This is a genomic window from Anaerovibrio sp. (genome assembly GCF_045637405.1).
Lineage (GTDB): Bacteria > Bacillota > Negativicutes > Selenomonadales > Selenomonadaceae > Anaerovibrio.
In genome coordinates this window covers 1-21,555 of record NZ_JAZTZI010000085.1, presented here as the reverse complement: position 1 = coordinate 21,555, position 21,555 = coordinate 1, and the positions used below count along the sequence as shown (strand labels likewise).

Annotated in this window: 20 protein-coding genes and 2 tRNA genes; 18 read left to right on the top strand and 4 right to left on the bottom strand. The window is 45.6% G+C overall.

The features are described from left to right. Nucleotides 1-27 precede the first annotated feature (27 nt). From ACKI5G_RS06035 to rlmH, 4 genes are all read left to right on the top strand, one after another. The gene (locus tag ACKI5G_RS06035; protein ID WP_407398591.1) at nt 28-465 is read left to right on the top strand and encodes a Fur family transcriptional regulator; all 438 of its coding nucleotides are present in this window, start codon (nt 28-30) and stop codon (nt 463-465) included. Between the two features lie 159 nt (nt 466-624). After that, on the top strand, nt 625-1,386 hold the full coding sequence (locus ACKI5G_RS06030; RefSeq protein ID WP_407398575.1) for an MBL fold metallo-hydrolase: 762 nt from the start codon (nt 625-627) through the stop codon (nt 1,384-1,386). A 29-nt stretch (nt 1,387-1,415) separates the two neighbouring features. Continuing rightward, nucleotides 1,416-2,507, top strand: coding sequence for a S1C family serine protease (locus tag ACKI5G_RS06025; protein WP_051555538.1), 1,092 nt, complete (start codon nt 1,416-1,418; stop codon nt 2,505-2,507). 5 nt (nt 2,508-2,512) lie between these two features. Next, nucleotides 2,513-2,992, top strand: coding sequence for a 23S rRNA (pseudouridine(1915)-N(3))-methyltransferase RlmH (rlmH, locus tag ACKI5G_RS06020; RefSeq protein ID WP_407398573.1), 480 nt, complete (start codon nt 2,513-2,515; stop codon nt 2,990-2,992). A gap of 54 nt (nt 2,993-3,046) precedes the next feature. Here rlmH and ACKI5G_RS06015 read toward each other — a convergent pair whose 3' ends face one another. After that, nucleotides 3,047-3,493 (bottom strand): Lrp/AsnC family transcriptional regulator, encoded by a 447-nt coding sequence (locus tag ACKI5G_RS06015; protein WP_407398571.1) that lies wholly within the window; start codon nt 3,491-3,493, stop codon nt 3,047-3,049. A 194-nt stretch (nt 3,494-3,687) separates the two neighbouring features. Between ACKI5G_RS06015 and ACKI5G_RS06010 the strand changes: the two genes are divergently transcribed. The 14 genes from ACKI5G_RS06010 to ACKI5G_RS05945 all read left to right on the top strand — a co-directional run bounded on the left by ACKI5G_RS06010 (nt 3,688) and on the right by ACKI5G_RS05945 (nt 19,072). Beyond that, complete coding sequence (locus ACKI5G_RS06010; protein ID WP_407398569.1) at nt 3,688-5,664, top strand: penicillin-binding protein; 1,977 nt, start codon at nt 3,688-3,690, stop codon at nt 5,662-5,664. Between the two features lie 44 nt (nt 5,665-5,708). Next, nucleotides 5,709-6,506, top strand: a complete 798-nt coding sequence (locus ACKI5G_RS06005; protein ID WP_407398567.1) for a Cof-type HAD-IIB family hydrolase — start codon at nt 5,709-5,711, stop codon at nt 6,504-6,506. Between the two features lie 27 nt (nt 6,507-6,533). After that, nucleotides 6,534-7,436, top strand: coding sequence for an RNase adapter RapZ (rapZ, locus tag ACKI5G_RS06000; RefSeq protein WP_407398565.1), 903 nt, complete (start codon nt 6,534-6,536; stop codon nt 7,434-7,436). Between the two features lie 13 nt (nt 7,437-7,449). Then, entirely contained in the window at nt 7,450-8,763 is a 1,314-nt protein-coding gene (gene yvcK / locus ACKI5G_RS05995; RefSeq protein ID WP_407398563.1) for a uridine diphosphate-N-acetylglucosamine-binding protein YvcK, read from the top strand. 33 nt (nt 8,764-8,796) lie between these two features. Further along, the gene (whiA, locus tag ACKI5G_RS05990) at nt 8,797-9,753 is read left to right on the top strand and encodes a DNA-binding protein WhiA (RefSeq protein ID WP_407398561.1); all 957 of its coding nucleotides are present in this window, start codon (nt 8,797-8,799) and stop codon (nt 9,751-9,753) included. Continuing rightward, a complete protein-coding gene (locus ACKI5G_RS05985; protein ID WP_407398559.1) occupies nt 9,750-10,556 on the top strand; it encodes a polysaccharide deacetylase family protein in 807 nt (268 codons plus the stop codon). Before whiA ends, ACKI5G_RS05985 begins: the two co-directional genes overlap by 4 nt. Nucleotides 10,557-10,626: 70 nt before the next feature. After that, nucleotides 10,627-10,770: a six-cysteine ranthipeptide SCIFF gene (scfA, locus tag ACKI5G_RS05980; RefSeq protein ID WP_071997203.1), complete on the top strand. Its 144-nt coding sequence runs from the start codon at nt 10,627-10,629 to the stop codon at nt 10,768-10,770. A gap of 80 nt (nt 10,771-10,850) precedes the next feature. Beyond that, a complete protein-coding gene (gene scfB / locus ACKI5G_RS05975; RefSeq protein WP_407398589.1) occupies nt 10,851-12,251 on the top strand; it encodes a thioether cross-link-forming SCIFF peptide maturase in 1,401 nt (466 codons plus the stop codon). Nucleotides 12,252-12,509: 258 nt separating this feature from the next. Continuing rightward, nucleotides 12,510-13,523, top strand: coding sequence for a type I glyceraldehyde-3-phosphate dehydrogenase (gene gap, locus ACKI5G_RS05970; protein ID WP_407398557.1), 1,014 nt, complete (start codon nt 12,510-12,512; stop codon nt 13,521-13,523). A gap of 101 nt (nt 13,524-13,624) precedes the next feature. Then, nucleotides 13,625-14,818 carry a phosphoglycerate kinase gene (locus tag ACKI5G_RS05965; protein ID WP_407398587.1) on the top strand — a complete coding sequence of 398 codons (1,194 nt, stop codon included), beginning with the start codon at nt 13,625-13,627 and terminating at the stop codon, nt 14,816-14,818. 112 nt (nt 14,819-14,930) lie between these two features. Further along, nucleotides 14,931-15,683: a triose-phosphate isomerase gene (tpiA, locus tag ACKI5G_RS05960; RefSeq protein ID WP_407398555.1), complete on the top strand. Its 753-nt coding sequence runs from the start codon at nt 14,931-14,933 to the stop codon at nt 15,681-15,683. Between the two features lie 19 nt (nt 15,684-15,702). Further along, complete coding sequence (gpmI, locus tag ACKI5G_RS05955; protein ID WP_407398553.1) at nt 15,703-17,235, top strand: 2,3-bisphosphoglycerate-independent phosphoglycerate mutase; 1,533 nt, start codon at nt 15,703-15,705, stop codon at nt 17,233-17,235. A gap of 105 nt (nt 17,236-17,340) precedes the next feature. Beyond that, entirely contained in the window at nt 17,341-18,036 is a 696-nt protein-coding gene (locus ACKI5G_RS05950) for an iron-sulfur cluster assembly scaffold protein (protein WP_037330118.1), read from the top strand. A gap of 34 nt (nt 18,037-18,070) precedes the next feature. Beyond that, on the top strand, nt 18,071-19,072 hold the full coding sequence (locus tag ACKI5G_RS05945) for a GGGtGRT protein (RefSeq protein WP_407398551.1): 1,002 nt from the start codon (nt 18,071-18,073) through the stop codon (nt 19,070-19,072). 525 nt (nt 19,073-19,597) lie between these two features. Here ACKI5G_RS05945 and ACKI5G_RS05940 read toward each other — a convergent pair. From ACKI5G_RS05940 to ACKI5G_RS05930, 3 genes are all read right to left on the bottom strand, one after another. Beyond that, nucleotides 19,598-19,672: transfer RNA gene (locus ACKI5G_RS05940), tRNA-Glu, on the bottom strand. An 83-nt stretch (nt 19,673-19,755) separates the two neighbouring features. Next, nucleotides 19,756-21,225, bottom strand: a complete 1,470-nt coding sequence (gene gltX / locus ACKI5G_RS05935; RefSeq protein ID WP_407398549.1) for a glutamate--tRNA ligase — start codon at nt 21,223-21,225, stop codon at nt 19,756-19,758. A gap of 78 nt (nt 21,226-21,303) precedes the next feature. After that, nucleotides 21,304-21,392: transfer RNA gene (locus ACKI5G_RS05930), tRNA-Ser, on the bottom strand. Nucleotides 21,393-21,555: the final 163 nt, after the last annotated feature.

Below are 21,555 nucleotides of genomic sequence, written 5' to 3'. Positions count from 1 at the left end.
AACTAAGTTTGGAGGAAATTGAATATGATGATGGACATGCAAAGTGTAGCAGATATACTTCGCAGCCATGGCTTTAAGGTGACTCCGCAACGTCTTGCTGTATATGATGCATTGCAGAATACAACAGAGCATCCTAATGCGGAGATGCTTTATAATATGCTTTTGCCAAGTTATCCGGCCATGAGTCTGGCAACCGTATATAAGACGATGGAGATTTTTGATAAGATTGGTTTGGCTCAGGTGTTGAATATTGGTGAGGACAGTTATCGTTATGATGCCAGAATGGAAAGCCATGCCCATGTGCGCTGCAACACGTGTGGCCGTGTGGATGATATTATGGATTTTGAGGCTGATACCATTATGGAGCAGGTGGCAAAGCTGTCCAATTATAAGCTGACAGGCAGACAGCTGTATTTTTATGGTGAGTGTCCTAAATGTCAGGGAAAAAAGAAAAAATATAATTAAGGTTATTTGGGGCAGGACTGGACAAGGAGTCAGTCCTGTCCTTTTCTTTTGACCTTTTTGACCATTTTTGTTATGGTATATGGGGTTCTAAACAAAATCTAATAATATTTACAGAATTTTTTCAGCAGGGCTTCTTATACTTGGCTTATAGGAGGAAAGATGCAGGTTTCGGTTTTAGCCAGCGGCAGCAAAGGAAATAGTACCTTCATTGAAATGGAGGGAAGCCGACTTTTGGTGGATGCTGGTATCAGCGCCAGGCGCATTAAGCAGGAACTCAGTAATATTGGTCAGGCCATTGAGGAATTAGATGGGGTTTTTATCACCCATGAGCATAATGACCATATTAAGGGTCTTGCCACTTTGACAAAAAAATATGGTATACCGGTGTACAGCCGTCCGGAGACCTTTCGGGCTATGAGCTGCTATAGGGATATTCCTCAGGAGTGTATTAATCCAATTATGGATCGGGTCAGAATCAACAAGCTGACAGTGAAGGCTTTTGGAATTCCCCACGATGCGGCAGACCCTGTGGGATACTCAATAACAGGCAGTGTAAAATGTGTAGTAGCTACTGATATTGGATTTGTGGACAGCAATCTGCGCAGAGAGCTGGAATCAGCCAGAGTAATGATATTGGAAGCAAACCATGATGTGGATATGCTGAAAAACGGTGTATATCCATGGCCACTGAAACGGCGTATTTTAAGCAACCGGGGGCACCTGTCCAACCTGGATACGGCCTGGACACTGGTGCATTTAAAGCAAAAGCCACAAAAAGTCTTGCTGGCACATCTAAGTGAATCCAACAACCTGCCGGAATTGGCAATGAAGACAGTGCGGCAGATTCTTGACCAGCAGGGAGTTAAGAACATGGAGCTTATACTTACTGCTCAGGATAGGTGTGTTAGCGTTGATTTTTGATATATTTTTATTTTTTGGAGGGAGAGAAAATGATTACAAAAAAGAGGATTTTTAAGTCTTGTCTGCCAGTTGTAATGGGTCTCCTGGTAGCGGGATCGGTAATGCTGGGGGGATGCGGCAAGAATAATGTGGCCGAAGGAATTCCAGCCTCCAGTCCAAGCTATAATACCAATGTATCCGATGCCAGAAATACACCTGTGGTCAGGGCAGCCAAGAATGTGGGGCCTGCCGTGGTGGGTATTACCAATAAAGCAGTTGCCAGGGATTTCTTTTTTAACCTTCGTGACGTTGAGGGCTATGGCTCCGGTGTTATCTTCCGCAAGGATGGCTATATTGTAACCAATAATCATGTAATCGATGGTGCCAAGGAGATCATAGTATCCCTTTCCGATGGTCGCAGCCTTAACGGTAAGCTGGTTGGGGCTGATGAAATCACCGATTTGGCAGTGGTGAAGGTGGATGCAGATGATCTGCCGGCAGCAGAGTTTGGCGATTCCGATGATATTATGGTGGGAGAGCCTGCCATTGCCATCGGCAATCCAATGGGACTGGAATTCCAGGGTAGTGTCACCACTGGCGTAATAAGTGCTGTAAATCGTGTTCTGAACAAAGGCGAAAGCAATATGAAGCTCATTCAGACAGATGCGGCCATTAATCCTGGTAATTCCGGTGGTGCTTTGGTAAATGCTGATGGTAAGGTTATTGGAATTAATTCACAGAAAATTGTTACAAATGCCGTAGAGGGCATGGGATTTGCCATTCCTATCAATACTGTACGTTCTGTGGTGGAGGAGCTTATTTCCCAGGGCCACGTTACCAGACCATATCTTGGTGTAAGTGTTTTTGACAAGGAATCCGCAGCCCGTCAGGGTTATATTTTAAATGTGGATAAGGGCGTTTACGTATTTAATGTATCCCTGGATGGTCCTGCCGGACGCGCCGGCTTCCGTCGTGGTGATATTATTTTGGCTGTAGGTGGCACAGAGGTTAATACTGTGGGTGAACTGCGGGCAGCCATTACCGCTCATAAAGTGGGTGAAACAGTAGAGGTTAAATATGATTCCAATGGAACCACCAAGACTGTAAATGTAACCTTGGATGCCCAGCCTGTTGAGGGTTAAGCCGGATGAAGATTAATATCGTAACTGCCGGAAAAATAAAGGAAAAATATCTGACAGAGGGAATAAACGAGTTCTTGAAGCGTCTGGGTCCCTTTGCCAATGTGAAAATTATAGAGATCAATGAAGAAAAAATGAAGGATAATCCTTCAGAGGCTGAAAAGCAGCAGACTCTGGCCCAGGAGGGGCAACGTCTTCTAAAGCAGGTGCCTGAGGGAAGCTATCTTATAGTATTGGATGTATATGGCAAGGAGCTTTCCTCTGAGGAGCTGGCTGCCAAAATTGACAGTCTGGGCCTGTCGGGAAAAAGCAATATCACATTCCTTATAGGAGGGGCCTTTGGCTTGTCTTCTGAGGTAAGGTCAGCTGCAGATATGCTTCTTAGCTTTTCAAAAATGACCTTCACCCATCAGATGGTGCGTCTGCTTCTGGTTGAGCAGATATACAGGGCATTTAAAATAAACCGTGGGGAAAAGTACCATTGGTGATGAAAAATAAAAAATGGGGCTGCCTGGGGCAGTCCCATTTTTATCGTTTAAGCGTTACTCAACTGTTACGGAAGGCCTGTCTATAATGGAAGACAGTACAACAATAGTTTGCGTCTTGATTACGCCAGTCTGTTCCTTGATACGCGTCAGCAGACTTTCCAAAGTGGAGGTATTTTGGGTAATAATCTTTAATGAATAATCGAAATCACCAGTAATGTAGAAACACTCTTTAATGTCAGACTCGCCAACTACAAAATTTTTGAAACTATCACCATGACTTGGGTTATCAAAGCTAAGGTAAACCAGAGCCATAAGCTGCTTGTCCACAAGCTCAGGATTTAAAATCGCAGTATACTGCTTAATGACACCAGAAGCCTCCAGCTTTTTTAAGCGTTCACTGATAGCTGGCATGGAGAGGGAAATCTCCGAACTTAAAACTGAAATTGTGACACGGGCGTTTTCCTGTAGGCGCTTAAGAATTTTCTTATCAATATCATCCATTTTTCAACACCACCATTCTGACTACATTATACCAGTGAAAGGATATAAAAGTAAACTTTTATCTTCAAAATCATAAAATAATTCTTTATAAAAGAAATATTCTGACATTTTATTTTGTTTAAGTTTAATTTTTGCATTTGCCCTGTATTGGTGTAAAATAATAAGTTAGAATAGTATAAATTTGGGGTAGTGTAATGAAAAGCAAACAGACAAAGATTCTCAAAAATATAAATATACTCATGCTGTTTCTCATATTCATGTTTGTGGTTACCATTGGCAGATATTTTATTTTGCAGGTGGTCCAGCATGACGAAATGGAAGAAAAGATCATGAATATAGCCCGGGATAATGTGGTTCGCCAATCTCCCCGGGGGAAGATTCTGGACAGAAACGGCAGGGAGCTGGCTATCAGCCGCATAGCCAAGCTGCTGGTTATACGGCCGGACAAAGTGGGCAGCGAGGAGGATATTCAGGTTTTATCTGCAGAGCTGAGTCCTATTATTAATATTCCTGCGGAAACTATTGCCAACCGTATAAGGGAGGGCGGTGCCTATTATGCCGTTAAGCATGGACTGGAAAGTGATGAGGAAGCGGCGATAAATCAGCTAAAAAAAGACAAGGGATATGAATGCCTTTGGATGGATGATGAGGTTAAACGATATTATCCAAATGATATGCTGGCTGCCAATATAATTGGATTTATCGGTATGGAGGACAAGGGCCTTGAAGGGCTGGAATACTCCATGGACAGCATCGTAAAGGGTGATGTGCAGGAGGATGACGTACTTACAGATATGAGGGGCCGTACCATTTTTGACTCCATTTTTTCCCTTTCCCAGAAGCGTTATAAGGGAGATAACTGCAAGACTGTTACCCTGACAATAGATGCCACTATGCAGTTTATTGTGGAGCAGGTTCTGGATAAGGCCATGGTGGAGAACAAGCCTCAGAATGTTACTGCTATTGTTATGGATCCTAAAACAGGTGAAATTTTGGCCATGGCTGCCCGCCCAAGCTATAATCCGAATAAATTTGCTGATTATAATATGGATGCAATTAAAAATCGTGCTGTGTCGGATATTTATGAGCCAGGCTCCACCTTTAAGTCAGTTGTGGCCGGTGCCGCATTGGAGGAAGGTGTGGTAACACCTAATCAGACTTTCTACGATCCGGGGCGCATTAATGTATCCGATAAGCATATTCAGAACTGGAATGGTGAAAGCTTTGGCACCGTAACCTTTACGGATATTGTTAAGAATTCTATTAATACCTGCTTTGCTATGATAGGGCAGATACTTACCGGTGAAAAGCTCAACGAATATGCCAAAAAATTTGGCTTTGGTGAGCCTACAGGGGTGGAGCTGCCAGGGGAGGCCTCTGGTATGCTGTTTGAAAGTGATAAAATGCTGGACTCCGATATAGCAACCATGTCCATTGGCCAGAGTATTGCTGTGACACCCATTCAGCTATGTACGGCTATGTCTGCCATCGCTAATGATGGCGTGCTTTTAAAGCCTCATATCGTTAAAAATATCACCAATGCTGATGGTTCCATGTATAAGGAAAATGGCCGTGAGGAAGTGCGTCGTGTACTTAGCTCTGCCACGGACAAGACTCTCATGGGCTTGCTGGAGCAGGTAGTTGCAACTGGTGGTGGTCAAAAGGCTCAGGTTAAGGGCTATCGGGTGGCCGGAAAAACAGGTACAGCCCAGAAAATTAACAAGGACACCGCCGGCTATATGGAAGGCCGTTATATTGCGTCCTTCTGTGGCTTTGCTCCTGTGGAAGACCCTCAGCTTGTGGTTTTGGTTATAATCGATGATCCTACAGCCGGCTCCTTCTACGGTGGTCAGATTGCTGCGCCGGTAGCAGGGGAAATCTTTGCCCAGCTGCTTCGCTATAAACATATTGAACCATCATCTGATCCATTCGAGGATATGGATAAGAAGCATAAGCAACAGGATTCACAGCCAGCTGTCAAGACCGCTCCGCCGGGAAAACAGATAATGCCTGATCTCAGTGGTCTGAGTATTCGGGAGGTTTCCCAAAAACTGGGAGAGCTGGGAATTGGAATGAATATTCAGGGCACGGGACTTTCCACGGGCCAGAGTATACCGGCAAATACAGTGGTGGAACCGGGTACAAGCGTGACGGTTTATTTCAAGCCATAATGATATTTATTTAATACCAATATTCACTGGAAAGGAACATTATTATGAAAGCTAAGCTCTTTGTTACAGATATGGACGGTACTCTCTTAAATAGCCAGCGTAAGGTAACCGATGGTGTAAAGGCTGCCATTAAGAAGGTTGTGGCGGCCGGGGTTATTTTTACTGTAGCTACTGGAAGAATGCATATTTCTGCCCTGCCACATGTGAAGGCTTTGGGGGTTAATGTGCCGATTATTACATATAATGGCGCCCTTGTAAAAACTGTGGATGGGGAGGAATTATTTGCCTCATATCTGGATCGTAAGCTGGTGGAAGAGCTGGTGGAGTTTGCTGAGGCGAGAAATCTTTATATTCAGATTTACAGCAATGAAAAGCTCTATTATAGAGAGGAAAATGATAAATCTTCCTATTACCGCTGTGCTGCCGGTGTGCAGGGGAATCCTGTGGGGGATGAGCTGGAAAAGTATATGGACAATGTACCAAAGCTATTGATTATGGTGGATAACCCTGAGGAAGGGGATAAAGTTGTTGAAGCAATTTCAGAGCAGTTTGATGGCCGCATAGAGGCTGTTAAATCTACGCCAATTTATATTGAGCTTATAAAACCAGGAGTAAACAAGGCAACAGCCATTGCACGACTGGCAAAGAAATACAGCATACCTATGGATTCAGTGCTTGCGATTGGTGATTCCAACAATGACCTGACCATGATTGAAGCGGCAGGCTTTGGGGTGGCCATGGGCAATGCCAACGATAATGTAAAGAAAATTGCGGATTATGAGGTGGCTGACTGTGACCATGACGGTATTGCAGAAGCTATTGAAAGATTTTGTCTGGACTAACAGGCTGATTTTTAGAAGGAGGCTGTTATGGATAGAGATGAAAGAATGGATTTTATTATCGTAACGGGGATGTCGGGGGCGGGCAAAACCCAGGCATGCCGCTATATGGAGGATGTTGGGTATTTCGTAATCGATAATCTGCCTCCGGTGTTTATTCCAAAATTTGCCGAGCTGTGCCGTCATTCCGATGGTCATGTAAACAAGGTGGTACTGGTGGTTGATACCAGGAGCCGGGAATTTTTTGATACATTCATTCACGTACTGGAAAACATGGACAGGGATAATCAGCCCTATGTAATGCTGTTTATGGATGCGTCCGATGCTGCCATTATTCGCCGTTACAAGGAAACTCGCCGGCGTCATCCGATGGCTCCCAGTTCCAGAATTCCCGAGGGGGTTGCCAAGGAGCGTGAACGGCTGGCACCTATCAGAAACAAGGCCACCTATATCATTGATACCTCTGATCTGAAAAAGATTGAACTTAAGGAAAAAATACTGAATATATTTGCCAGCAAGCCTGGGGATAAGCTCAGTACCAATGTAATGTCCTTTGGGTTTAAATTTGGTATGCCATTGGATGCAGATTTGGTATTTGATGTGCGTTTTCTGCCAAATCCATTTTATGTGGAATCAATGCGTCATAAAAGCGGTGCTGTGCCGGAGGTGGCTCAGTATATCGAGCAATATCCTGTTACCAAGGAATTTGAAAAGCATCTTGATAATATGATAGATTTTCTCATGCCCCAGTATGAGAAGGAGGGAAAGACACAGCTGGTAATAGCTGTGGGCTGTACCGGGGGAATGCACCGTTCAGTGTTTATCGCCAAGCATATATATGACAGGCTGAAGGACAAGGGTTATTTGGTGAATTTGGAGCACCGTGACCTAATGAAAAATGATGTTTGGGAACACGTTCGTGAGGAATGTTAAGGAGTAACAAACAATGAATTTTTTGAAATGGTTGTATCCAGGCATGAGATTCAAGCGCTGGCTGCTGCTGTTTGCCGCCGGTGTTATGCTGGCCAGTCTGGGCATAGCAATTATGTTCAACTATAAATATATAGACAGTATCGAGGAGTCTATATTCTGGGCTGTTTATACCTTCTCCGGGGAATACACCTATACTGCCACGGCGGTTATAGGCTCAGTGATGGTTGCCATTGGCTTTTTGATTATGGCTATGGCGGCCCGCTTTATTATTCAGTCAGTTATTGATGTGGTTTACCCATCATCTTCGGAGAAGCTGGTGGATTTGATTTATGAGAAGCGAATGCTGGGCAAGGGACCTGCTGTTACCGTTGTGGGCGGCGGTCATGGGCTCAGTGTGCTGTTGCGCGGTATTAAGGAGGTTACCACCAATGTTACGGCTGTGGTAACCGTGGCTGATGACGGCGGGTCCTCTGGTAGGCTTCGTGAGGAGTTGGGGATTATTCCACCAGGGGATTTGCGGAACTGTCTGGTGGCCTTGGCTGATAAGGAGCCTTTGATGGAAAAGCTGTTCCAGCACCGCTTCGGAGGCAGCAGTTCGCTGTCTGGCCATAGCTTTGGTAATCTTTTTATCGCCGCCATGGCGGAGGTTACCGGTGATGTGGAAACTGCCCTGACAGAATCCTCCAAGGTTTTGGCAGTAAAGGGACGGGTGCTTCCTGCCAGTAAGGAGCATGTACGCTTGGATGCTATAATGGAGGATGGTACCATCGTCTGTGGTGAATCCCATATTCCGGAGGTTCATAAGCGGATTCATCGTGTTAAGCTGTTTCCTGAGCACGTGGAGGCAGTGCAGTCCTCCTTGGATGCTATACGGGATGCCAATGCCATTGTTCTTGGGCCGGGCAGCTTGTACACCAGTATTATGCCTAATCTTTTGGTGGAGGGCATAGGTGATGCTATCTGCCGCAGTAGGGCAATAAAGATTTATATTTGTAATGTCATGACCCAGCCTGGAGAAACCGATGGCTATACCGCATCCATGCATGTAAAGGCTATTTTGGACCACGCTGGACGGCAGGCCATAGATTATGTTATTGTAAATTCCACTCCGGTGCCCGATGATTTGGCGCAAAAATATGCGGAAAAGGGTGCCTATCCTGTGGAGGTGGATGATGATGCACTTAATGCTCTGGGGGTAGGTCTTATTAAGGCAGACCTTATAAGTGGCAAGGACGTAATTCATCATGATTCCCGTAAGCTGGCCAGCAGTGTTATGCGGGCAGTTTACGGCATAAAGGCTGGTCTTGATGAAATAAGGAAGCATTAACAGAAATTATTTTAGAAGTTTGGTGAGAATGATATGCCATCTTTTGCCACGGATGTGAAAAATGAGCTGGCCCACAAACTGGATAAAAAATTATGCTGCCAGACTGCGGAGCTGGCAGCACTTTTGCGTATGGGTGCATCCATGACCCTGGGCTCTAATATGACTCTGGGACTTAATTATGTTACTGAAAATGCGGCGGTTGCCAGAAAGACTCTGAGCTTGCTGAAGGCCACAAGCGATGTGCAGACAGAGGTAACAGTAACCAGGAGCAAGAGGCTTAAAAAAAATAACCGTTATATGGTTCGCGTGGTGCCATCGCCGTTGGTGAGACCGCTTATGGAAAAGCTGGGGATGTTGGGGGAGACAGAGGGCTCACTGGGCCGTGATAACGCCCTATTGAAGAAGGTGTGCTGTCGTCACGCTTATCTTAGGGGAGCTTTCATGGGAGGTGGCAGTATAAACAAGCCTGAAGCTGAATGCCATCTGGAAATGGTTACTTCAAATTACGGCTTTGCGGACACTATCGCAGGAGTTCTTAAGCGCATGGGCTTTCCTGCCGGTTTTACTGACCGGAAAAATCATTACCTTATTTATATGAAGGATGGAGAGGCGATAATGGATTTCTTGTCCATTATTGGTGCCACTAAATCCCTGGATGATTTCGAGGGTGGCCGTAATCTTAAGGAAGTCCGCAATCAGGTAAATCGTCTGGTTAACTGTGAAACTGCCAATCTGCAGAAAACCGTGGATGCAGCAATTTATCAAAATGAGTGTATAAAATATTTGAGGGATGCGGGAAAGCTGGAAGGACTTACCAAGGCCCTTAGAAAGACAGCCCAATGCAGGCAGGATAATCCGGACGCCACCCTGGCGGAGCTGGCAGAAATGCTGCTTGTAACCAAGTCCTGCGTCAATCATCGGCTGAGAAAGCTGGTGGCTTTGGCGGAGGAGCTGCGGGGGCAAAATAACGAAACAGGTGAAGATGATTGAAAAAGTATATGAGGTTTATTAAGATAGCACTATTGATTGTTGCCCTTGGGGCTATATCGCTTTTTGCCGGGCTCCGGTATCTTTTGTCTCAGCCTGCCCCGGATGGATTCCCTATTTTGGAGTACCATATGGTGCAGGAAAAGAATCCGGACAAGGCTTATGAATATAACGTGCCACCGGCGGATTTTGAGGCTCAGCTCGATTATCTCCAACAGGAGGGTTATACCACAATTTCCATCCGTGATTATTTAAGGGCGAAGAAGGGGTTGCAGGAGCTACCGGACAAGCCGGTGATTCTCACCTTTGATGATGGCTATGAGACCAATTACACTGAGCTTCTGCCAATATTGGAAAAGCGTGGGCTTAAAGCTACTATTTTTATGGTAGGCAATGATATTGGCAAGGAAAATTACATGTCCTGGGATCAGTTAAAGGATATTCAGCATCGGGGGGTGGAAATCGGCAGTCATACTGCTAACCACCTGCCTTTAACCAGTATGAGCCTCGATGAAGCCAGAGATGAGGTTAAGCTTTCCAAGCTCCTGATGGAGTGGAATGGAATGGATACCATTTATACCCTGTCCTATCCTAATGGCAAATATGACAAGGAGCTGCTGGATATGCTGAAAGAGGAGGAATATCTGGCGGCAGTAACGGGGGATCCAGGGCTTAATACCTTTGAAACCCATCCATACCTTTTGCAGCGAATAAATATTCCTCACCCATTGTTTGGACTGACGGAATTTAAATGGCGTCTTATCAAGGGAAGAATTATGACCCAGTTGGGAATAAGCCAGCATTAAAATTTGCATATCAATGGAAAAAAAGGTAAAATAACATAGGACTTTATTTAAGGTGAGGAGGTTACCTAATATGAAGCATATTCAGACTGTAAATGAGCCTACTCTGCAGGCTACCAAGACTTCTGGCGGCTGCGGCGAGTGCCAGGCATCCTGCCAGTCCGCATGCAAGACTTCTTGTACTGTTGGCAACCAGGTTTGTGAAAGCAAGAAATAATTATTGATGAGAAGGGCTCCCCGGGAGGGAGCTTTTTTCTTGTGTTTTTAGGAGAGTATTGTTTTATTATGAATAATGAAATGAGCACAAAAATCCATAAATTCGTCCAAAATGGCATGTATATCCTGTTGGATGTGAATAGCGGTGCAGTCCATGTAATTGATAAAATGATTTATGATATCATGGATATTTTTAATGGTAAAAATGATAATGAGGTTATAAATAACCTTAAATCTCAGTATACAGAAAATGATTTGAAGGAAGCTCTGGATGAACTCCATATTCTTATGGATAAGAATCAACTATTTGCCCCTGATATTGATGTTCCGCCTACCTTCAAGGCCAAGGGACTGGTTAAGTCCCTGTGTCTGATGACTGCCCATGACTGCAATATGCGTTGCAAATATTGCTTTGGCGATACAGGCGAGTACGGCGGTGAGCGTCAGCTCATGAACAACAAGGTGGGACGTGCTGCAGTTGATTATATTATTGAACACAGTGGCCCCAGAAAGCATTGTGAAATCGATTTCTTCGGCGGTGAACCACTTATTAATATGCCTTTGGTGAAGGATGTTACCGAGTATGTAAGAAAGCGTGAGAAGGAAACAGGTAAGGAATTTAAGCTGACCTTAACCACCAACGGTTTGGCCCTTAATGATGACAATATTAAGTGGCTCAATGATAACAATATCAGCCTGGTTCTCAGCACCGACGGCCGTCGTGAGACCCATGACAATATGCGCCCTGACTGCGGCGGTCAGCCCACCTATGACAAGGTAATGAAAAATTTCAAGAAGTGTGTGGATTCCCGTAATGGCGAGAATTACTACATGCGTGGTACCTACACTGCAGAAAATCTCGACTTTACCAAGGATGTAGAGGCTATGGCAGATGCAGGCTTTGATATCCTGTCCATGGAGCCGGTGGTTCTGAAGGATTCTCCTTATGGACTTACTGAGGAAATGCTGCCGGAAATATTCGCTGAGTACGACAGACTTACTGATTTCTATCTGAAGCGTCACCGTGAAGGCAAGGGGTTCTTCTTCTTCCATTTCAACATGGATCTTTCCAATGGTCCATGTGTAGCCAAGCGTCTGGCTGGCTGTGGTGCTGGTCATGAATACTATGCGGTGGCTGCCAACGGGGATCTTTATCCATGTCACCAGTTTGTGGGACGTAACAAGTATAAATTGGGTAATGTATTTGATGATTTGGATGATGGGGCTGAGGACATCACCAGATATTTTCGCGAATCCCACGTTATGAACAAGGAACGCTGTAAGACCTGCTGGGCGAAGTATTTCTGCTCAGGTGGCTGTCATGCCAATGCGGATCTGTTCCATGATGACATAAGAAAGCCTTATGAAGTGGGCTGTGAAATTCAGAAGAAGCGCCTTGAATGTGCCATTGCCGTACAGGCAGTTCTGTCCATGGAAAAGATAGGAAAAAAGGATTATAAGCCTGCCAGCGTTAATTGCTGATAGAGGGGCTTAAATTATTACTTTATAGTGATTGTAAGCTTACTTTAGTATGATACATATTATTTATGCTATAGTTATTACTGCTTATGAATTTGCGTTGACAAGGTGTCTTAAATTGGTGTAATATTAACTTACTTGAAAGATAAGGGACACTAGGATATATGCCTGTCATCTGTCTGCCGTTCAGGTAGATGGGTGTCTTTTTCTGACGTGTTCTCAAATTATTTTATCTATATATTTTTAGGGGGTATTTTACAAATGGCAGTAAAAGTAGCTATTAATGGTTTTGGCCGTATTGGTCGTCTGGCATTCCGTCAGATGTTCGACGCAGAGGGTTATGAGGTTGTTGCAATCAACGACTTGACCAGCCCTAAGATGCTGGCTCATCTTCTGAAGTACGATTCTTCCCAGGGTCGTTACAAGTACGCTGACAAGGTAACTGCTGGCGAGGATTCCATTACTGTTAACGGCAAAGAGATCAAGATCTATGCTTGCGCTAACGCAGCAGAGATTCCTTGGGGCAAGCATGATGTAGACGTTGTTCTGGAGTGCACTGGTTTCTATACTTCCAAGGAGAAGGCTTCTGCACATCTGACTGCAGGTGCTAAGAAGGTTGTTATTTCTGCTCCAGCAGGTAAGGACCTCCCTACTATCGTTTACAATGTAAACCATCAGGTACTCACCAAGGAAGATAAGGTTATTTCCGCAGCTTCCTGCACCACTAACTGCTTAGCTCCTATGGCTAAGGCTCTGAACGATCTGGCTCCAATCCAGTCCGGTATCATGGCTACTATCCATGCTTACACTGGTGACCAGATGACTCTTGATGGCCCACAGCGTAAGGGTGACCTCCGTCGTTCCCGTGCTGCAGCTGTTAACATCGTTCCTAACTCCACTGGTGCTGCAAAGGCTATCGGCCTTGTAATTCCTGAGTTGGACGGCAAGCTCATCGGTGCTGCACAGCGCGTTCCTACCCCTACTGGTTCCACTACTCTCCTCTACGCTGTAGTTAAGGGTGATGTAACTGTAGAGCAGGTTAACGAGGCTATGAAGAAGCAGGCTACTGAGTCCTTCGGTTACAATGAGGACGAGATCGTATCCAGCGATATCGTTGGTATGCGTTATGGTTCCCTCTTCGATGCTACCCAGACTATGGTTAGCAAGGTTGCAGATGGCCTGACTCAGGTTCAGGTTGTTTCCTGGTATGATAACGAGAACTCCTACACCAGCCAGATGGTTCGTACCATTAAGTACTTCGCTGAGTTAGGCTGATAACTCGTCATCAAAAAACAATAGTTTAAAAGATCCATTGAGGTCCGGCCTTTGTTTGGGCCGGACCTATTTTATTGACGGAGGTTTTTATTAATATGGGTATGAATAAGAAAACCATTAAAGATGTAGATCTTAAGGGTAAGAAGGTATTTTGCCGCGTAGATTATAACGTACCATTCGATGAGAATATGAATATCACCAATGATACTCGTATTCAGGCTACCAAGGAAACTGTCAAGTACATGCTGGAGCAGGGTGCAGCAGTTATTTTGGCTTGCCACATTGGCCGTCCTACCGAGGCTCGTGAGGACAAGTTCTCCACTAAGCACATTGTTAAGCGCGTATCCGAGGTTATGGGCGTAGATGTTAAGTGGGCTCCTGACTGTGTTGGTCCTGAGGCTGAAAAGGCTGCAGCTGACCTTAAACCAGGTGAGATTCTCCTCTTAGAGAACCTCCGTTATCACAAGGAAGAGAAGAAGAACGACCCTGCATTTGCAAAGCAGCTGGCTTCCCTTGCTGACATTGCTGTAAATGATGCTTTCGGTGTATCCCATCGTGCTCATGCAGCCAATGTTGGTATTGCTCAGTACCTTGAGTCCGTTGCAGGCTTCCTCATGGAAAAGGAGATTAAGTTTATTGGTCAGACTCTTGAGGCTCCAAAGCGTCCATTCGTTGCTATCATCGGTGGTGCTAAGGTTTCCGACAAGATCGGCGTTATCTCCAACATGATTGACAAGGTTGACACCATTATCATCGGTGGCGGTATGGCTCACACCTTCGATGCAGCACAGGGCTTGCCAATTGGTAACTCTATCTGCGAGAAGGATAAGTTCGAGGAGGCTCTTGGTCAGCTTAAGAAGGCTAAGGAGAAGGGCGTTAAGGTCGTTCTTCCTGCTGACCTTACCATTGCGGATGATTTCTCCGCTACTGCCAACACCAAGATTGTGGATGTTGACAAGGTTCCAGAGGGTTGGGAAGCTCTCGATTCCGGTCCTAAGACCTGTGACCTTTATGTAGAAGCTCTTGAGGGTGCTAAGACCGTTATCTGGAATGGTCCTATGGGTGTATTTGAGTTCGATGCATTTGCAAAGGGTACTCTGGCTGTTGCTGAGGCTGTTGCCAAGGCTACTGAGAACGGTGCAACCTCCATCGTTGGTGGTGGTGACTCCATTGCAGCACTGAAGAAGACCGGTCTTTCCGACAAGATTTCCCACATTTCCACTGGCGGTGGCGCTACTCTCGAGTTCCTTGAGGGGAAGGAGTTGCCAGGCATCGCAGCTATTGCTGACGCGTAAATGCTTGTCTTTTCACCGCATAGCTTTGTTGAACTTTGGCTTCAACTTGGAAACTGTTAAGTTTTAAAATACGAAATAAATATATAGATAATTTGAGGAGGATATAATTATTATGGCACGTAGACCTATTATTGCTGGTAACTGGAAGATGAACAACACTATCGCTGAGGGCGTTAAGCTGGTTAAGGAGCTGGCTCCATTGGTAGCTGACGTTGAGGCTGTAGATGTAGTAGCTTGCCCAACTGCAACTGCTCTGGCAGCTGTAGCTGATGCTTGCAAGGGTACCAAGATTCATGTTGGTGCACAGAATGTTCATTGGGAGCCAAAAGGTGCTTTCACTGGCGAAATCTCCACTGGCATGCTGAAGGAAATCGGCGTAGAGTACGTTGTACTTGGTCATTCTGAGCGTCGTGACTACTTTGGTGAAACTGATGAGGGTGTTAACAAGCGTGCTCGTGCCGCTTATGCTGCTGGCATTACTCCTATCATCTGCTGCGGTGAGTCCCTGGAGATCCGCGAGGCTGGTACCTATATCGCTCATGTTGTAAAGCAGATCAAGGCTGCTCTTGATGGCTTCTCCGCTGACGAGGTTGCTAAGCTGGTTATCGCTTACGAGCCAATTTGGGCTATCGGTACCGGCAAGACTGCTACCTTCGAGCAGGCTGAGGAAGTTTGCAAGGCTATCCGTGAGGCTGTAGCTGAGGTATTTGGTCAGAGCGTTGCTGATGCTATCCGCATCCAGTATGGCGGTTCTGTAAAGCCTGCTACCATTAAGGACCTCATGGCTCAGCCAAACGTTGACGGTGCTTTGGTTGGTGGCGCTTCCCTGAAGGCTGCTGACTTCTCCGCAATTGTAAAGTTCTAATTTAGAGGTTGATAAAATAATGGCAAAATTAAAAAATGCACCTGTTGCATTAATTATCATGGATGGCTATGGAAACGGCAAAACCTGTGATCCGAACAATGCTATCCAGATAGCTAAGACTCCTGTTATTGATAGTCTCAGACAGAATTTCCCATCCACCCATATCCAGGCTTCCGGCGAGTTCGTTGGTCTCCCTAATGGACAGATGGGTAACTCTGAGGTTGGTCATACCAATATCGGTGCCGGCCGTATTATTTATCAGGCACTGACCCGTATCACCAAGGCTATCAAGGATGGTGATTTCTTCAAGAACGAGGCTCTGGTAAGTGTGGCTGACCAGGCTAAGGCCAATGGCGGCGCTCTCCATCTCATGGGTCTCGTTTCCCCGGGCGGTGTACACAGCCATAGTGAGCATCTCTATGGTCTCTTACAGTTCGCTAAGAACCAGGGCTTTAAGGATGTATATGTTCATGCATTCCTTGATGGCCGTGATGTTGATCCTTCCTCCGCAGCTGAATATGTTGCAGAGCTGGAGTCTAAGATTGCTGAAATCGGTTGTGGTAAGATTGCTTCCCTGTCCGGTCGTTATTATGCAATGGACCGTGACAACCGCTGGGATCGTGTACAGAAGGCTTATGAGGCCATTGCGTTGGGCAAGGGCGTTGCTGCTGATGATGCAGTGGCAGGCGTTAAGGCATCTTATGCAAATGAGGTAACTGATGAGTTTGTAGTTCCTGCTGTTGTAGGTGACTACAAGGGAATGAAGGATGGAGATGGTGTTGTATTCTTCAACTTCCGTCCTGACCGTGCCCGTGAGCTGACTCACGCATTTACTGATGTCGAGTTTAGCGGTTTTGAGCGCAAGGAGCTGAAGCTCTCCTTTGTTACCATGACTCAGTACGAGGAAGGCCTTAATGTAAAAGTTGCATATCCGCCTGAATCCATCACCAACACCCTTGGTGAGGTTATTGCCAAGAATGGTATGACCCAGCTGCGTATTGCAGAAACTGAGAAGTATGCCCATGTAACCTTCTTCTTCAACGGTGGTGTTGAGGAGCCTTATAAGGGTGAGGACCGTATTCTGGTTCCTTCTCCAAAGGTTGCAACCTATGATTTACAGCCTGAAATGAGTGCTATTGAGGTTACTGACAAGGTTGTGGAGGCTATTAAGTCCGGTAAGTATGATTTCATTATTCTGAATTATGCCAACGGCGATATGGTGGGCCACACCGGCGTTATTGAGGCGGCTGTAAAAGCTGTTGAGACTGTTGATACCTGCGTTGGCCGCTTTGTTGAGGCTATTCGCGAGGTTGGTGGTGAGGTATGTATCACTGCTGACCACGGTAATGCAGATCAGATGGTTGATCCTGAGACTGGTGCACCTTTCACCGCTCATACAACCAATCCTGTACCATTCATCGTTGTATCTGACCGTGTAGGCTGGATCGCCAGCGATGGTGCTCTCTGTGATATTGCTCCGACCCTGCTGACCTTGGCAGGCATGGAGATTCCAGCAGAGATGACTGGTACTCCAATGGTTAAGCTGAAGTAATAAAGCTGCCATTTAGATGTGTTTGAAGGTGTGTAGTGGCCCGGACCTGGCTTTAGGGCCCCTTGACACTGAGTATTATATTATTAGCGAAGAGAGGAATACAAAATGATTTATTATGATAAGCATGTTGAAGACATGACTTGCATTGCAAAAGAAGTAAACCATGGTCCAGCTCCAATTCCTGAAGAGGGCAAATGGGTACAGTCTAAGGAAATTAAGGATATCAGCGGTCTGACTCACGGTATCGGCTGGTGTGCTCCTCAGCAGGGCGGCTGCAAGCTGACTCTGAATGTTAAGGATGGTATCATCGAAGAGGCTCTCATTGAGACCATCGGTTGCTCTGGGATGACTCATTCCGCAGCTATGGCTGCTGAGATTCTCCCAGGCAAGACTATTCTGGAAGCTCTCAACACTGACCTGGTTTGCGATGCTATCAACACTGCTATGCGCGAGCTGTTCCTGCAGATCGTTTATGGCCGTACTCAGACTGCATTCTCTGATAATGGTTTGCCAGTTGGCGCAGGTCTGGATGACCTTGGTAAGGGTCTCCGCAGCCAGGTAGGTACTCTGTACTCCACCAAGCTGAAGGGTGCTCGTTACCTCGAATTAGCTGAAGGTTATGTTACCAAAATGGCAGTTGACAGTGAAGATCGCGTAATCGGTTATGAAGTTGTTCACCTTGGTAAGGCTATGGAAGCTATTGCTAATGGCATGGATGCTAACGAAGCAATCAAGAAGAACACCTCCACTAAGGGCCGTTACGCAGATGCTGCCCGTTACATCGATCCTCGTAAGGAATAATTTGAGATAACGAACAGGAAGGACTGAAAATAAAATGGCATTATTTGAAGGCTATGAGCGCCGTATTGACGGTATTAATGAAGTTTGCAAGAAATATGGTATTGCTTCCATTGAAGCTGCTGCTGATATTTGTAAGGAAAAGGGTTTCGACCCAGCTGCTATCGTAACTGATCTGCAGCCAATCTGCTTCGAGAACGCTAAGTGGGCTTACACTCTTGGTGCTGCTATCGCTATCAAGAAGGGTGTTAAGACTGCCGCTGATGCTGCAAGAGCTATCGGCGAAGGTATTCAGGCATTCTGCGTACCTGGTTCCGTTGCTGATCATCGTAAGGTAGGTCTTGGCCATGGTAATCTGGCTGCTATGCTCCTGACTGAGGATGCAGAGTGCTTCGCATTCCTGGCTGGCCACGAGTCCTTTGCTGCTGCTGAGGGTGCTATTGGTATTGCTCAGACTGCAAACAAGGTTCGTAAGAATCCTCTCCGCGTAATCCTCAATGGTCTTGGCAAGGATGCTGCCCAGATTATCTCCCGTATCAACGGCTTCACCTATGTTCAGACTCAGTATGACTACAAGACTGGCAAGGTTAACGTTGTTAAGGAAGTTAAGTACTCTGACGGCCCTCGTGCAGCTGTTAAGTGCTATGGTGCTGATTCCGTTCCAGAGGGTGTTGCTATCATGCACTTGGAGAAGGTAGACATCTCCATTACTGGTAACTCCACCAACCCTACCCGTTTCCAGCATCCAGTAGCTGGTACCTACAAGAAGGAGTGCACCGAGCAGGGTAAGAAGTACTTCTCCGTTGCTTCCGGTGGCGGTACTGGCCGTACTCTGCATCCAGATAACATGGCTGCAGGTCCTGCTTCCTATGGTATGACCGATACCCTCGGCCGTATGCATTCCGATGCACAGTTCGCTGGTTCTTCTTCCGTACCTGCTCATGTTGACATGATGGGCCTCATTGGTGCTGGTAACAACCCAATGCTTGGTATGTCTGTTGCTGTTGCAGTTGCTGTTGCAGAGGCAATGAACAAGTAAGATTTGCTTACGTAAATAAAATTAGGGCTTCCGCTTTGCGGAGGCCCTTTTTGTATTTGATAATAAGCATAAAAGGTATATGCCATGTGTGATTGCCTTTCACCCAACTGAATTGCTAAAAATATTGTTTTCCGTTTAAATAAATATCTTGAAAAATTACAACTCGCTACGCTCAGACAAGTAATTTTTCGAGATAACTCTAGTGTGGAAAAAATATTTTCTATACACAATTCAGTCTAATGTTCAAGACAATCAAACATGGCATTAGTATTGTAGTTATCATTTTAAATGGCAAGAGCCAATGACTAGAGCAATTAGGACATGGGCCGTAAAAAAGTCTTTTTTACGTACCTTAATATTAGTGGAAAAAATCATTTGTTTGAGCGAAGCGAGTTATGATTTTTTTCACTATATAATCGGAAAAAAGAATTTTAGGCTCGTGGCCGACGCTCTAGTCATTAGTTCTTGCCATGTATATTTTGGCATCAAAAAAGCCCAAGGCAGAAAGCCTTGAGCTGAATTTTCTGGTGACGCGTAGGGGATTCGAACCCCTGAAGCCGCCGTGAGAGGGCGGAGTCTTAACCACTTGACCAACGCGCCGTTGACAAGAAATATAATACCTCTTTTAGAGTAACTTGTCAAATATTTTTTTAAAGTTTTTGAGCGTTTTTATGTTTATGGAATTAGCCCTGAACCTTGGTCAGACCAAGATTTAAACGCTTCATGGATTCTTCACGGCCTAAGAGATAGAGCAGCTCAGTAACACCGCCTGGTGTAACCTTCTGGCCGGAAAGGGCAATTCGGGCAGGCCACATAAAGGTGCCCATTTTGATACCGCTTTCAGCAACACCTGGCTGGAGGACCTCATCTATGCCCTCAGGAGTCCAAGTCTGAACCTTTTCAAGAGTCTCAATTACTACAGGAAGGATTTCAGCGGCCTTTTCTGGAGTAACCTTATTACGCTTATTGTTAAACAGATCTATGTCATAATCTGGCAAATCCTTGAAGAAACCGATCTGCTCCGGGATTTCATTGAAACGGCTAACCCTGGTCTTCAAAAGAGAAGCAAGGTATGTCCACTTATCACTCAAGGATTCAGCGATAATACCACCAAAGGCACTGGACTTCTTTGCGAATTCCTCATCGCTCATGGATTTAAAATATTCGCCGTTTACCCAGTCCAGCTTGTTGTAGTCAAATACAGCTGGGGATTTGCTGAGGCCATCTAAAGAGAAGCGGCCAATAAGCTCATCCATTGTAAAGATTTCCTGCTCGGATTTAGGGGACCAGCCCAAAAGTGCTACGTAGTTGGTAATGGCCTCCGGGAGATAACCCATTTCAACCAGCTGGCTAAAGCCGGTGGCACCATGGCGCTTGGAGAGCTTGGAAATAGAACCATCCTCATTCTTGCCCATTACTGGAGGAAGATGAATGAATACAGGAGGCTCCCAGCCAAGGAACTGATACAGGAGAACATGCTTCGGAGTGGAAGTAATGAACTCAGTACCACGGAAAATATGGCTGATGTCCATAAGATGATCATCAATAACATTAGCAAAATTATATGTAGGCATGCCGTCACGCTTCAGTATAACCTGATCCTCCAAGGTGTCACAGGCTATGGTAATATTTCCGTGGACCACATCGTGGAAGGTCACCTCACCGGTAAGAGGCATCTTCTGACGGATAACATAAGGCCTGCCCTCAGCCAGATACTGGTCAATAACGGACTGCTCCAAATCGCGGCAGGCACGATTGTAACCACCAAAGCTCTTGGCATCGCCGGCCTCCTGGGCAGCGTGCTGCTCTTCACTGCAATCATTACAGAAGCAACGATAAGCATGGCCCTTTTCAATAAGCTCCTCAGCATACTTTTTGTAAATATCCAGACGCTGGCTCTGGATGTATGGACCGCAATCACCGCCAATATCAGGACCTTCGTTAGGAATGATGTTGGCAGCCTTTAAGGTATTCTGGATGAATTCTACAGCATCAGCTACATAACGCTTTTGGTCAGTGTCCTCAATGCGAAGCAGAAAATCACCATTCTGGGACTTTGAAAAAAGATAACCATATAGTGCGGTACGGAGATTACCGATATGCATATAGCCCGTTGGGCTTGGAGCAAAGCGGGTACGAACGCGATTTGACAAAATAATTCCTCCTAAAAAAAGAGATTGCTGGTGAGCAATCTGTACATACACTAAGTGATACTGGCATGGACACCAGCATGGCAGAGAGGGTGGGATTCGAACCCACGGAGGCTATTAACCTCACTTGATTTCGAGTCAAGCACCTTCGACCACTCGGACACCTCTCCAAGGTTGTTCATGATTGAACAACAAGTATTATAACATAAGGAGGGCATGAGTGTAAAGAAGTTTATTACAGTTTATTGCCCTTATCTCCTTTTCCTGCCCATTCTGGCGGGAGGTTTTGGAGGAATTCGAAGTTGTGGCATTTCTGGCAGGCAGCCTGGGATT